This window comes from Pseudobacter ginsenosidimutans (genome assembly GCF_007970185.1).
GTDB lineage: Bacteria > Bacteroidota > Bacteroidia > Chitinophagales > Chitinophagaceae > Pseudobacter > Pseudobacter ginsenosidimutans.
This window is the reverse complement of record NZ_CP042431.1, coordinates 1,692,571-1,707,174: the sequence shown is the minus strand read 5'-3', so window position 1 is coordinate 1,707,174 and position 14,604 is coordinate 1,692,571. Positions and strand designations below refer to the sequence as shown.

Genomic DNA, 14,604 nt, shown 5'->3' with positions numbered 1-14,604 from the left:
AATTATAATCATATAAAACCTCTAGTCAAATAGGATTTATACGAGATCAACATGTAATTCAACGATTATATGTACCGGTTAAGTATTTGACGCACAAAATATTTCCACATTCATGATTCTTGTCAATACACTCGCATAATATACCGTGATGCCTTCGAAAAAATACTATAAAAAAATCCCGTCAGTTCAACGGGACCTTTTTACAGTTCAATTGTTTATTATAGCATTAGCGGCCGATTGTTCGGATTTGTACGCCTCCGCCGGGAGGTCCGCCCATCTTATTCAGGTTATAGGTGAACGTTAGCAGGAAATACCTTTGCAGCACCGTAGATCTTACGTCTTCGATGTAATTACGATCAGCATTCCGGGTGACATCTACGTTTTGATTCAACAGATCGAATGCAGAAATTCTTATTTCGCCCCGCTTGTTCTTCAAAAACTGTTTACTTACCGACGCATTCCATAATGGTACCCGAAGATTATAACCTTCGGTCAACCGGTTATTGGCCACATAACTAAAATCGGTAGTGAAAAAGAAATCCTTTGGCAAGGTCCAGCTCAGTTCAGATTCATAGGTTTGACTGAAATATTTGTTATTCAATTCAGGGCTTAACGCATACTTAACCCTGTTGTAATTCACGCCCGCTCTCAAGGTAATATCCAGCATATCGGTTAGGCTCAGGTCCAGGCTTACATTCGGACCGGCAGTAAAGCTGCGGATCTGATTCTCCTTTTGATTGAGCAACTGTTTGCTGCTGCTGTAATTAACAGATGATCCCAACCCCAGCCTTCCTTTGAAAAATTTCAAAGGCAATCCTGCATTTACATTGCCGGAGAGATTGTACACGCCGTTGGCATTTACAGGTTTAGTAATGCGAATACCCTTCTCCGTGAGTGAATCTCCGTCAACGATCTTATTGTTGGTGAGCTGGGCAGTCAGGTTGAAGAAGAGACTTCTGCCTTCATAGGGGTTCACCATGTTGAGGCCCATCGTTAGCATATTATTGAATTCCTGCTTCAGATCCGGATTACCAAGGCGGATATTCAGGGGATCGCTGTTATCAGGTACAGGTTGCAGCTGGCCTGCCGATGGTTGATTGGTGCTGGTCCTGTACATCAGGTTCAGAATATGCATTTGCTTGAATGTATACTTGAAAGTGGCATTCGGTAAAAAATTATCAAAGTCTTTTTTCAGCACAGAATCTTTGGTGCCCGCGGTAATGGTGCCGCTCAGGCTCGCTCTTTGCCAGGAGCCACCCAGTGAATATTCGTATTTTTTTCCCTTGGAACGAAAGCGCATTCCCGCTTCAGTTGTACCATAGGTATTTGTATAATCATTGGAATAATCCTCATTAACCTTTTCCTGTTTGCTGGTGCGATCGATATCCCAGGTAGTTTTTTGAGAGCCGGCTTTCTGATAACTATTGCCGGCACTGAATTCGAGTAATGATCTTTTGAAGATGGGCTCAGTGTACACGGCTTTTGCCTGGTAGCTGCGCAGATCGGAGGATTGCTCATTGCGCTGACTGATGGTATCCCTGTTGGTAAGGCTGCCGGCTGGTTTGTAAAAGCCGGTGGCAGACTGCAGTGTGCCTTTGCCATCACTTGCATTCAGATTGGTAGAGAGATTTAGAGAAAAAGTACGGCCCTGCTTCCTGAATAATTTTCGAAAGAGGATATCATTTTTGAAAGTATATCCCTTTGTGTGATCTGTGCTTCTGTTGGAGCCTTCATTCACCAGCTTGCCATCGTTCAGCATTGTTTTATAATCCCTGCTCACATTGTTCCGCGTATCCTGTGTATTGATCGATGGAGCGATGCGGATGGAATGAAAGGAATCGAGTGGAATATCCGCCACCATGTTGAGGCGATGGCTATTATTGATATTATCGGTTATTGATGATTGTTTGTACAGCCAGGAACTGTCTCCCAAAAAATTCTGCCGGCTGGTTTCCGAGGCTGTCCTGGGATTGTAGTGATTGTAAAAATAGTTTCCGGACACATCGGCTTTGCCGATCATATCATTGTAGTTCACCCCGCCTCCCCAGATAGTGCGGATATTGCCGCTGCTGCCGGAACCTCCCTGCAGTGCGCTGGCATCCATTGTAACCATGGTAATACCCCCGCCGCCAGCAATGCTGGCGCGGGCGCCGGTCATAGACATGATATCATTGAAAGAGAATCCATCGGAGTTGGTATTGTTGGTCATGCCCACCAGGGAAAGTCTCCTGTTGCCATTGAAGGAGTTCAGGTTGAAGCGGCCCTCGAACCTGTCGTCTGTGCCGCCTCCGGCAGTAACTCTACCGAACATGCCTTTGTTTTTATCTTTTTTCAGTTTCAGGTTTACGGTCTTCTGACTGCTGCCATCATCGAAACCCGTTACCTGTGCCTGTTCGCTGAGCTTGTCGTATACCTGCACTTTGTCCACTGCGTCTGCGGGAAGATTGCGGGTAGCCATTTTAGGATCGTTACCGAAGAATTCTTTTCCATCTACCAATACCTTTTTCACTTTCTCACCCTGGGCGGTGATTGAGCCGTCTTTGTCCACTTTTACACCAGGCAGTTTTTTCAGGAGCTGCTCTACATTGGAATTGGGCGCAACTTTGAAAGAGCCTGCATTGTATTGAACTGTATCGCCCAACATAGTGATAGGAGGAGCTTCCGCCGTTACTACTACTTCCTGCAGTGTTTGTGAAAGATCAGCCAGGAATATTCGTCCAAGATCTTTCTGGCCTGAAGTATCGCTGATGGAGAATAACTGGTTACTGTTATGATAGTTCACATGCGTGATCATCAGCCTGTATTTCCCGTTAGACAGTTTATCCAAGTGGAACTTCCCCTGATCATCAGACATTGTAAAGCCCACCAGGGATGAGTCCTTCTGATGAAGGAGGCTAATGGTGGCAGAACTGACGGCCTGTTTGGTAACAGAGTCATACAATACACCTTTTACCATTCCATTTTTCTGGGCAAACAGGAGAGAGGGAAGAATTGTCAGCACAAGTGCGTAGAATAATTTTTTCATACCAGTTCCGTTCGTGGGTTATTACCTACGAAAGTATTCCTGGATGTTTCCAAAACAGGTTAACCAGTCTTGCTTTAATGTTAATGAAGGTTAATAATTCAGCTATTCATATACGCTGAGTACCACTTCCCATTCTTCGCGGTAGCGGAGGCTGATCTCGATCTTCAGGTTTTGCACGCATTCGGGGGCGGGGGTCATTTGAAAGCGGGTGGCGGTTGATTTACTTTCCTGTTCCGGTGTTGTGTAGGACCCGTTAAGAATGAACGGTTTTTGTCCTTTTATTCGAATGATGGTATTGCTGATCTGGTCGTAGAGTTCCTGGTATTTCTGTCTTGCCTTATCGTAATCGGGTGAGAGGTAGATGGAGCATGTCCAGTTGGAAACGGACGCAGGTTGATTGGCCAGCGAGATCACACAGTTGAGTGATCCCGGGATCTGAACCTTGGATTGGTAATCGGCCGAGTTGTTGCTTTCCTGTAGCAGGTCGCCTTTTATATTCTTAAACCGGTTAGGGTAGTCTTCAATCACCCGCTGCAATGCAGCATTGGTTTGATTGCTGAAAACGCCCTGTGCCGTTACCGTTATAGTTGTTATCAAAAAGAGTAACAGGATCTGTACACTTTTCATGGGCCGTGGATTTGCCCGAAAATTAGTAATACCTTTTTCCTGATCAAATAGGAAAAATACTATGGGGTGGCGTACAATAATTTCTACAAAGTCTCGTTGTTAGCTATGGTACGCCATGAATTTTATATCCTAAACCAATATCAATGAAAAAGAAGACTATGTACTACGATGTCCACCGTACTAAAGTCTACAGCGGAATCTACAGACCCACATTCAATCTATTTAATTTCCTCAGAAGTATCTGCTCTGTGTTGATGGTTGGCCAATCGCCGATCAGCACTCCCGGTTATGCCAAAAGGAGATAGTTCCTCTACACCTATAAGCACTTACCTCTGAAACCACATTGTATGTGCTGGTCCCGGCCCAAAAGGCCGGGACTTTTATTTTACAATAGTTGAACAGTTATCGCTCAAAATGCTCTGTTCAGCTTTGAGAGCATATAGTCGGAAAGAAAATACCCGCCTGTTTTCTTACTGCCCCGATACTCTATCAAACTTCTAATTTTCTCGAGATCCCGTTTTGCTGTTCGCTCAGATACTTCCAGTTCCTTAATCAATTCATTGACCTTCATACCCGGTTTTTCATACAACAGCTTTATCGCCTTAATTAATCTATCTTTTATTAGATCACTTATCGTGTCATTTATCGTGTCATTTATCGTGTCATTTATCGTGTCATTTATCGTGTCATTTATCGTGTCATTTACTGTAACACTTATCGTGTCACTTATCGCAATCGTCTTTCTGTCTGGACGAGGTATGATCGTCTTAAAAGTTCTGCCCTCTATAAACATTGCTCTTCCATTACCTGCATATTCTTTCATTAAACGGGTGGTAGTCAAAATCCCTGAGCCCAGCTCTTCGGCGCGTCCCAGTTGAATAAAGAATTTCGCAATCGATGGGTTTTTAGGGAAGGGAACAAAATTAGTGGGATCAATTGGACCTTTACCGTGAGGGTTATTGGCGTTACTTGTCTCCACGCGGTCTGCATAAATGATAAATGTTGCCGGGGTAGCATTGGTGTACTCCCGATGAATGATAAGATTTGTAATAATTTCCCGGAAAATAGTAGCTCGAAGATTTATCCGTTATGCTCCTTCCAGGTAAAACTTATCTGGAAGATGACGGTTTACAAAATCCAACAACATGTCATAAGCATCCACAAGGTTGGACTGTATGTATAAGCGATCGTCGTATCGTTCAAGATTATTGATCCTTACCAGGGCATCAATTTTATAATGAGGTATTATGTTTTGAATTACCTCATCTTTTCCCAATAATAAAGCAGCGGCCAAGGTAAAACCCTCCTGTCCATACAAGTGATCCTTCTTCCATAAGCCGGAAATTTCCAACATTTGCTGGTTGTCTAATATCAGCCAGGGGTGATCAGGATTATGACTTCGAATAAGATTTCTCACTTTGGTAAACAAATCCAGTTTTAAGTCTTCCATTCGCAAAGCCGGATAAATCATCCCTTCGGAGTAATGGTTGCGTTTACGATTCGCCATTTCTGCAATCCGGTAGGGTTGTTCAACTTTAAAATCACCATCATTACTTCGATCGTAAATGATCCTTCCTGTTTTATGTACCTGAGAACTCGCTGGTACCTGGATATGTATTATCCTTTTTCCATCGATTTCATAAACTTGAGGGAATAGAATAAACGGCGGGTCAATTTTCTGTGAATTATTAGAAAGATTAACCAGGTCCGTCACCATTTTGGAAACCGAGTCTTCATTTACACCTATTACTTTGCCATTATCTTCAACTCCCAAAAGGATATCGCCGCCATCCCGGTTGAGCATGGCGCAGATCGATTCAAAAAGATTTCCAGGCAATGCATCAGTAGCAGCCTTAAACTCGAGACGAATGTTTTCTTTTTCCGTCAATAGGCGCCCTATACGTTCTAAATTCATTTGTTTTTTTCTCATTTGAATTATTGACTCATCAGGCCGCCTTACCAAAAAGCTATTTCATAAAAGGAACTGCACCATGCAAAAATAATCTTACTATACTTAATGGATAATAAAAAACCCGTTCAAAATTGAACGGGCCCTTTGATCAACTTAATTTTTTAGTTAGTTCCACTTCGCTCCATATTCCGCATCTGTCTTTCAATATTCCTCGGCATATTGCCGGGCATACCTGCAGGTCGTTGCTGCCTGTTATCCCCAGCTTTGTTGAGGTTGAACATGAAAGTGAGCATGAAATATCTTTGCAGTACCACTGTTCTTGTATCCTGGATATAGTTATCACCAACTGACCTGCTGATACTCTGGTTCTGATTCAGCAGATCGTATACAGAGAATTTTATCTCGCCATTCTTCTTTTTGAATACCTGCAAAGCCAGGCTGGTATTAAGCAATGGAATGCTTTGATTGAATCCGTCTGTTCTACCTGTATTGATCAGGTAATCGAAGTCGGTAGAGAACACCAGGCTTTTGAAGAAAGTATAGCTAACATCTGCAGAATAGGTCTGCGTGAAATATTTCTGGTCTTGCTGCAATGCCCTGGAGGAAGAATAGCTCACATTATTATAAGTAAGATTGGCATTCAGTCCTAAAAGAAGATTGTCTTTATAACTGAGGTTGATGCCTGCACCCTGCGTAAGCGCCAGTGTTTTGGTGAAGTTCTTTACATCGTATAAAACACTTCCGTCTTTATTGTAAGTACCACTGGTATTGAAGCTCAGATTGCTTCCTTTGAATTTTCCTTTCAGAGGAAATCCGAATGTAACATTGGCCGATGTGTTATAAGAACCGTTCATGTTCACAGGTACTATATATTGCGCACCCTTACCCAGTGAGTCTGCTTCCAGTATTCCGGAAGGTACATCCTGAATGCTGTTCACGATCTTATTGCTGGTATTGGAGAATTGCATATTCGCATTCACATACTGAAAATTCTGAACGTTGAAATTTGAGAAGTTCACTGAGAGATTATTCGTGTATTCCTGTTTCAATCCGGGATTACCGTTACGGATCTGTAACCTGTTGCTCACATCGGGTACATCCTGTAACTGAGTGCTGCTTGGCTGGTTGGTCCTTCCGCGATAATTGATGCGCAGGTGCTGTGTTTTCGTGAACTGGTAATTCAGATTGGCAGTAGGCGCAAAATTGAGCTGCGACTGAGACACAATCAAGGTTGTGTCTCTCCCTTTCACAAATCTGTTGCTGATACTTTCCAGTTCGGAGTATTGCATGGCGCCGCCCAATTGGAAACTGGCATTTGTCCATTGCATCCTGAAGTTGGCGCCACCACGGTGAATGGCGTATTTGTTCTCGAATGAATTGGTGAGCGAAGTGTTTACAGAGTCATACTTTCCGGTAAGGTCGTTGTAGCTGTAAGATTTCGCATCGGAAGTGCTTTTGTTATCCTGGAATGCATAATTCACTTCTATCAGTTTATTCTTTCCGATAGGTTCTGTATAGGTTACACTGTACTGATTATTGTTGGACCTTGTTTTTTGATTACTCCTGATATCCTGCGGTATCACCTGGTCAAGCGAGCCGTCTTCATTGTAATAGATGAATGGGGCATTCGTTCTTCCGTTACCGTCACTTCTGTTCAGTGAGTTGTTCCACCCCAATGTAAGGGTTCTTCCTACTTTATTGAATTTCCTGCGATAGAGGAGGTAACTGTTGAGACTGAGACCATCTCTTTCATTGGTGTTTTCATTACGACCATCGATGAACCTGTATTCCGGTCCTTTGCTCACACTTTTGTATGTAGAGAAAGTATCGAGAAGGCTGGAAGTTGAATGTTGAACGGTTCCGTTGGAAGTGAACAGGAGGGAGTTCATGGAATCGATATAATATTCCATCCGCAGGTTGAGTCGATGGTTTTGATTTCTGTTGTCTGAGAATGCATTCTCCACCTGGCGCAGGACCGTATCCTGCAAAAAGGTTGTTCTTGAACTGGACCGGTCTGAAAGTGTATTTGATTGAGAGAAGAAATAACTGGCAGTTACATCCAGTTTGCTTCCCCATTTGTCTGTATAGTTGATCCCTGCTGATGTGTTTTTCGTGATACCACTTCCGCCACTGCCGAGGTTGAAGCCACCGCCTCCACCACCGAAACCGCCTCCACCGCCGCCGCGGCCACCACCACCTCCACGACCACCGCCGCCGCCGCCGAAGCCGCCACCTCCAAATCCACCGCCACCCATAGTGCTCATACCTCCGCCACCGCCCCTGGAACCGAAGCCACCCATGCCGCCGATCACATCATTGAAAGAAAAATTCTGGCGGTTCACATTGTTGGAACCGCCAAGAATGGAGATCCTTCTGTCGTTATCGAAACGATTGAAGCTGAGACTTGCTTCGTAACGATCGTCAGTACCCGCCCCCACAGTAGCTCTTCCGAAGTACCCTTTTCTTTTATCTTTTTTGAGTTTGATATTGATGGTCTTTGAACGGCTACCGTCATCGATGCGCGTGAACTTTGCCTGATCGCTCATATCATCAAACACCTGGATGCTCTCGATCATATCGGCAGTAATATTCTTGGTGGCCATCTTGGGATCGGTACCGAAGAATTCTTTTCCATCTACATATACCTTGGGAACATCTTCGCCCTGTGCTTTTACGTTACCATCCTTATCAACCTGAACACCGGGTAATTTTTTCAGAAGATCTTCAGCAGTTGCATTCACTTTGGTTTTGAAAGCGCTTGCCCTGAACTCCACTGTATCTTTTTTTATCGAGATGGGTGGAGCTTCCACGATCACTTCATCCAGTAAAGTGGTCTTCTTGTCCATGTAAATGGTGCGGAAGTCGATATTGAAAGAGTCTTTGGTAATACTGAATTTCCTTGAGTAAGGCTGGTATCCCTGGTAAGTGATCAGAAGCCGGAAGGTGCCGGTATCGAGATCTTTTATTTCGAATTCACCTTTGTCGTTGGATAATTTAAAGGATACAAGTGTTGAATCCTCCGCATGCATTACTGATACGGTAGCTTCCGCCAATTGTTCTCTGTACGTTGAATCTGTGAGTTTGCCTTTGATACTGCCCGAGATCTTCTGGGCCATAGTAGTGCCGGCTGTGAAAGTAAACAGTAATACCAGTAAAGCTTTGCTCATGGCTGTAGGGATAAATAGAATATAATAGGAATTTAGACGGCTGCCTTCCTGACAAACTTGTGCAGAAAATGACAGCAAACCAGTTCCTATGATCCTTTTCCTACGGCCAGGTTTAACTAAAGAGATATTCTACATCTTCGCGGCTGAGGCTCTTCACAAATCCTTCATCATCTGTAATGAGATCTTTGGCAAGCACCCGCTTCTTATCCTGAAGCTGCAGGATCTTGTCTTCGATAGTGTCTTTACAGATCATGCGATAGGCAAAGATGTTCTTTGTCTGACCAATACGGTGTGTACGGTCGATCGCCTGCTGTTCCACAGCGGGGTTCCACCAGGGATCAACGATGTATACATAATCGGCGGCGGTGAGGTTAAGACCCACACCACCAGCTTTGAGGGAGATGAGGAATACACGGCACTTATCATCATTCTGGAATCGCTGAATGGCTCTCTCACGCTCAATGGCCGTGGTGCTGCCATCGAAATATTCGAAATCCACATCCAATTCTCTCAGTTTTTCCTTGATCAGGCCCAGCATGCCCAGGAATTGTGAGAACACCAGCGCTTTGTGGTTGCTGATATTTTCTGTGATCTCCCGGCCAAGCTCTTCCAGTTTGATGGAATGATTGGGAAATTTCTCCGATTCATTCAGGATGGCCGGCGAATCGCAGATCTGGCGCAGCTTCATCAGGCCCTGCAGGATGGTGAGCTGTGATCGCTGGATGCCCTGTGATTCAATGGTGCCGAGGATCTTGTCGCGGAAATCATTCCTGTACGCATCATAGATATTGCGTTGCTCATCATCCATCTCGCAAAAGAGGATGGTCTCTGTTTTTTCAGGAAGATCTTTCGCCACCTGTTCCTTGGTGCGGCGAAGAATGAATGGGAACAATAATTTACGGAGATGGTCTTTCCTGTCTGCTTCCCCGAATTTATCGATGGGGATGGCAAACTCCTGACGGAAGAACTCGATACTACCGAGCATGCCTGGATTCAGGAAGTTCATCTGTGCGAAAATATCGAAAGTGTTATTCTGCAATGGAGTACCGCTGAGGCATAAACGATTTTTAGCATTCAGCAGGCTGGCCGCCTTCGTAACCTTGCTGGCCGGGTTCTTGATGGCCTGGCTTTCATCCAGCACCACATAGTCAAGAGGAATGTCTACCAGCAGTTTGATATCGCTGCGGAGGGTTCCATAAGTTGTGATGATCACTTCGGCTTTGGCCAGTTGTTCTTTATCGCGCGTGCGCTCGCCACCGTGATGGATATGGTAGGTAAGCTCGGGCGTGAACTTCTTGATCTCATTCTCCCAGTTGAACATCAGGGTAGTGGGGCAAACAACGAGTGCTCTCAGCTTCCCGTGATGTTTCCTGTAATAATAAAGGAATGATAATGCCTGGATGGTTTTACCAAGACCCATATCATCAGCCAGGATACCTCCCCATCCGATCTCACTCAGGTAATTGAGCCAGTGGAATCCATGCTCCTGGTAAGGACGCAGGATCGGCTTCAGGTGCTCGGGCACCGGGATCTCGCGGATATTATTGAAGTTCTTGAGGGTTTCGTATTTCTCTTCCAGCTTCAATACCAGCTCCTCTTCATTTCTTTCTTCGTACAGCTCATCGATCACACTCATATGGTATTTCGATAAACGGAGCTGGTTCTGCTTGCCTTCACCAACACGGAAGAGCAGTGAGTATTTCTTGATCCATTCTTCGGGCAGGATACCAAGTGTGCCATCGTCCAGGGTCACAAACTGCTGACGGTTGGCCAGCGCTTTCTTCACATCGGCGATGGTTACTTTCTGCTCACCGAAGAGAATATCCACGCGTGCATCAAACCAGTCTGTATTGCTACTGATATGGATCTTCGTTTGTGGCTTGGCGGTATTGAAGCGGAAATTCTTCAGTGCATCGTATCCGAATACGGGCACTTTCATGTCTTTCATCGCATCCACGAAGAGGAAGAACCAGTTGTTCTTCAGCACATCGCTTCCTTTCAAAGCCAGTTGCTGTCCGCCTTCCGGCCTGATAAAGTTACTGTGCAGGGCTTCCAGTTTCTTGAAGAAGGCAAGCTCTTTTTCTTTATCGCGATGTACTACCAACACTTTCTCTCCATCTGGGATCACCAGCTCATCTTTACCGCCGGCCTTCGTTTCAAAGCCTTTGTAACTGAATAGTGGCATGAAGATGAGGTAATCCCCTTTTTCCTGGAGTACAACACGTTTTTCCGGATCGCCGTCTTTTACTTCACTGATCATGGTTTGATCGAACTCAACATGATACTCGCGTGTGAGCGGCAACACGAAGGAGCGAAGTTGTTCCGGCCATTCGGATTTGGAGAACCTGAGTTTTCCGCCCTTGCTTTGGAAACGGCTCACCAGGTTCACGATCTCTGAAGTATCCCAGAGAAAAAGATTTTCATTGTGGAAGAACACCAGTCCGCTGTTCATGGTGTTTTCATTGATCGGCACATTCTGACCATTCAGTTTCACCCAAGCTTCCACTTCAAAATGATCGCCGCTGCGGCTCACTTTGAACCAGGGCGTGATGAAATCCGTAACCACTCCTACCGTGTGCAGGTTGGTGGTCTTGAATGCCTTCTTTCCATTCAGGTAAAAAACGAATGGATTGGAAGCAATGTCAACGAAAAGTTTTTTCAGTTTGGGATGCAGGTATTCACTCATGAGCGCCTTTGTTTCTTCAGGCAGTTCATCTTTTTCATGGTGAATGATATTTTCCCAGATGCCGCTGAACGGTGAGTTCCTGTTCAGGTATTTGGTGATCTCACTATCCTGCATTTTGCGGATCGGAGCAAAGAGTTGTTTGTCCTGCTCACTGAAAGCCTCGATGTTCACGAATTTACTCAGGTCCAGCTTTTCCACTTTTCCTGTGAATTCAGTGAAGGATTCATTGGCTTCTCCGCTGATGGCATCGATGGTCCAGCCGGGATAGCTGTCTGCATTGAAATTGAAAACAACGCCCAGCCTCAGCGTTGGACTTGCAGGAAGCACTTTTGCTTCGGTGTCTTCTGCAGTTGCTGTTTCGGCAGTGACAGTTTCAGCTTCGGCCATCACAGGTTTGGCGCGCAGTTTGGCGGAATCCTGTGGAGATACGCGTTTGATGGTTGGATCCAGTACACGCAGGAAAGGCTTTCCATCCTTGTACGTGAATTCAAATTTTCCTTCAAGATTATCTGAGAGCTGGTAGCCGTAGGCTTCCAGTAATTTGTTCTTTTCTTTATCCCAGTTGCGGATAGAATCGAAGTAGTAGGGGCCGTATGCGTTCAGCAGCTGCAGGAACACGATCACTTTGGGCAGACAGAGCGGATGCTGTTTGTCTTCGTAATCACAACTTGTATCAAAGTTGCGCTCTTCATTTTTGCGGAGCACTACTTTGTAAGCTTTGCCTTCGATGGTAACAGAGGCTTTCACCACTTCATCTTTGGCATATTCGATATCCGCGCGTTGTGTACGGAGATAAACTTCGGCTGCTGAATAAGCGTCGGGAGAGCAGAGAAGTCGTAGTGTTTTGAGGTCGATGAACTTCATCTTCACTACGGTGTGACGCTGATCATACTCTACCTCCTCAGTTTTGAGCATGTTCTTGTCGAGCATTTCCTGCAACTGGATGAGGGCTGCGGCTTCGTGCCTGCAGATATCGCCCAGGTTATAGGGACATGCACAACGAACGGAGAGGTTCCGGGGGTCTTTGAACTTTTGAATGCTCACCTTGTAATAGGTGCTGTAACTATCGTCTTTAACACGAAAGACAACAGAGTCCAGGAGCTCATCGTAATCCACCAACTCTACATAACCAATGGCGTGGATCTTTTTGCCTCTACGAATCACTTCATCAGTTCCATTGGTATACACGTACTTAATGAGATGCGGTAGTGCCATGCTGTTCTTTAAAATTATAGTTCCTCAGCCCTCTTCAGAAAAGGCCAATCTGCAAAAGTAAAGGAAAAAACACGAGCTAATAAAGGCTATTATCAAATCTTAATGGAAATCCAATCTGCCCCCTTTACAATCAGCCAGTTGCGTAATGGCATTCTAACAATGCGTACCCGCAAAACCTGAATTTAACTATTAGTTTACTATTCAGGGAAATTATTACGGTGGAATGATTGGTATACAGTTTGACAAGTACCTTTGCAGCAATCTTCTATTAAAGAAAAATTCTACTATATGCTGATCCGCGCATTAAGTATAGCCTCCCTTTTTCTGATCGTCTCCTCCAATATTCAGGCACAAAAGATCAAAAAGGCCGACAAGGCGATTGTAACCAATCTCCAGGCACATATCGCTTACCTGGCAGACGATAAGCTGGAAGGCCGCCGCGCAGGCAGCAATGGCGAAAAACTAGCCGGAGAATACATCAGCAAACAGTTTGCAGCCGTTGGTCTGCAACCCAAAGGGCCAGACAATAACTGGTTCCAGCCTTTTGAGATCAATGAAGGCAGACAGGTGAACAATGCCACGCTGTTCATCATCAACGACAATGATCTCAAGCTGAATATCGACTATTTTCCGCTTGCATTCAGCCCCAACGCCAGCGTAGAAGCAGCTGTGAGCACAGCACTCGCCGAAAAAGGAGTGCCCTGGTTTGCGGACCTCAAGAATATGCTGGAAGACAATAAAGACAATCCGCATTATGATCTCGAATCCGCCATCAAGGAAAAAGTGAGCAAAGCTGCATCCAAAGGCGCTACCGCACTGGTTCTTTTCAATACGTCATCAATCAAAGACAACCTGAAGTTCAACGGCAAAGACAGGTCAGCCTCATCGCCCATTCCTGTTGTTTACCTCACACCCAAAGCAGTGAGTACCTATCTCCAGGATGAATCCGGCACCTATGATGTGAAGATCCGTGTGGATATTGGCGACAAAACGCGGACAGGACAGAATGTGATCGGTTATATCGATAACGGCGCCCCTCAAACGATCATTCTGGGTGCACATTATGATCACCTCGGACTCGGCGAAGATGGCAACAGCATGGCGCCGAATGTGAAAAACCAGATCCACAACGGCGCAGACGACAATGCCAGCGGAACCGCCGCTCTTATCGAACTGGCGCGATTGATCAAAGCTTCAAAGAACAAAAACAATAACTATCTCTTTATCGCTTTCTCTGCCGAAGAGCTGGGCCTCAACGGCTCCAAATATTTTACACAGCAGCCTACCATCGATATGAAATCGGTGAACTATATGATCAATATGGATATGGTGGGAAGACTGAACGATAGCAGCAAAACACTCACAGTAGGCGGCTACGGCACTTCTCCGGTATGGGGCGAGATCTTCAGCAGCATGAGCCCCAAAAACAATCCGCTTACCTTCAAGTTCGATTCCAGCGGCACCGGACCCAGCGACCATACCTCTTTCTACCGGATGGATGTTCCTGTACTTTTCTTTTTCACCGGCCTGCATACAGACTATCACAAACCCTCAGACGATTTCAATAAGATCAATTATAACGGAGAGCTGCTGGTGATCAAATGCATCGAGAACATCGTTACAGCCACCAATACGAAAGGCAAACTGGCTTTCGCCAAAACCCGCGAAACACAAACATCCAGTACTGCCCGGTTCAGTGTATCCCTCGGCATCATGCCCGATTACACATTCACGGGAGCAGGCGTTCGCGCAGATGGCGTAAGCGATAACAGGCCCGCACAGAAAGCAGGCATTAAGTCAGGAGATGTAATCATTCAACTGGGAGAGCATTCCATCTCTTCCATGGAAGCCTACATGCAGGCACTCTCTAAATTCAAAAAAGGCGATTCAACAACTGTCAAATACAAACGCGGAAACGATACCCTGGAAGCCAAAGTAACCTTCCAGTAAGCATCAGGCCATTACCTGACAT

Annotated in this window: 7 protein-coding genes; 1 reads left to right on the top strand and 6 read right to left on the bottom strand. The window is 45.3% G+C overall.

The genetic code is table 11. The features are described from left to right. Positions 1 to 226: 226 nt before the first annotated feature. The 6 genes from FSB84_RS07040 to FSB84_RS07020 all read right to left on the bottom strand — a co-directional run bounded on the left by FSB84_RS07040 (position 227) and on the right by FSB84_RS07020 (position 12,632). Complete coding sequence (locus FSB84_RS07040; protein ID WP_130542233.1) at positions 227 to 3,025, bottom strand: outer membrane beta-barrel family protein; 2,799 nt, start codon at positions 3,023 to 3,025, stop codon at positions 227 to 229. Positions 3,026 to 3,127: 102 nt separating this feature from the next. Then, the gene (locus FSB84_RS07035; protein WP_130542234.1) at positions 3,128 to 3,652 is read right to left on the bottom strand and encodes a hypothetical protein; all 525 of its coding nucleotides are present in this window, start codon (positions 3,650 to 3,652) and stop codon (positions 3,128 to 3,130) included. A gap of 409 nt (positions 3,653 to 4,061) precedes the next feature. Further along, positions 4,062 to 4,631, bottom strand: coding sequence for an HTH domain-containing protein (locus FSB84_RS30950; RefSeq protein WP_207234283.1), 570 nt, complete (start codon positions 4,629 to 4,631; stop codon positions 4,062 to 4,064). 108 nt (positions 4,632 to 4,739) lie between these two features. Further along, positions 4,740 to 5,582, bottom strand: a complete 843-nt coding sequence (locus tag FSB84_RS30945) for an AlbA family DNA-binding domain-containing protein (RefSeq protein WP_207234284.1) — start codon at positions 5,580 to 5,582, stop codon at positions 4,740 to 4,742. A gap of 143 nt (positions 5,583 to 5,725) precedes the next feature. After that, positions 5,726 to 8,731 carry an outer membrane beta-barrel family protein gene (locus FSB84_RS07025; protein WP_130542235.1) on the bottom strand — a complete coding sequence of 1,002 codons (3,006 nt, stop codon included), beginning with the start codon at positions 8,729 to 8,731 and terminating at the stop codon, positions 5,726 to 5,728. 112 nt (positions 8,732 to 8,843) lie between these two features. Then, entirely contained in the window at positions 8,844 to 12,632 is a 3,789-nt protein-coding gene (locus FSB84_RS07020; protein WP_130542236.1) for a DEAD/DEAH box helicase, read from the bottom strand. Between the two features lie 288 nt (positions 12,633 to 12,920). Here FSB84_RS07020 and FSB84_RS07015 point away from each other — a divergent pair, with 288 nt between their 5' ends. Further along, a complete protein-coding gene (locus FSB84_RS07015) occupies positions 12,921 to 14,582 on the top strand; it encodes a M20/M25/M40 family metallo-hydrolase (RefSeq protein ID WP_130542237.1) in 1,662 nt (553 codons plus the stop codon). Positions 14,583 to 14,604: the final 22 nt, after the last annotated feature.

What these genes read in the sequence shown, in the direction of transcription:
- FSB84_RS30945 (WP_207234284.1), bottom strand. Translation starts at nt 5,582, where the DNA reads ATGAGAAAAAAACAAATGAATTTAGAACGTATAGGGCGCCTATTGACG.
- FSB84_RS07040 (WP_130542233.1), bottom strand. Translation starts at nt 3,025, where the DNA reads ATGAAAAAATTATTCTACGCACTTGTGCTGACAATTCTTCCCTCTCTC.
- FSB84_RS07025 (WP_130542235.1), bottom strand. Translation starts at nt 8,731, where the DNA reads ATGAGCAAAGCTTTACTGGTATTACTGTTTACTTTCACAGCCGGCACT.
- FSB84_RS07035 (WP_130542234.1), bottom strand. Translation starts at nt 3,652, where the DNA reads ATGAAAAGTGTACAGATCCTGTTACTCTTTTTGATAACAACTATAACG.
- FSB84_RS07015 (WP_130542237.1), top strand. Translation starts at nt 12,921, where the DNA reads ATGCTGATCCGCGCATTAAGTATAGCCTCCCTTTTTCTGATCGTCTCC.
- FSB84_RS07020 (WP_130542236.1), bottom strand. Translation starts at nt 12,632, where the DNA reads ATGGCACTACCGCATCTCATTAAGTACGTGTATACCAATGGAACTGAT.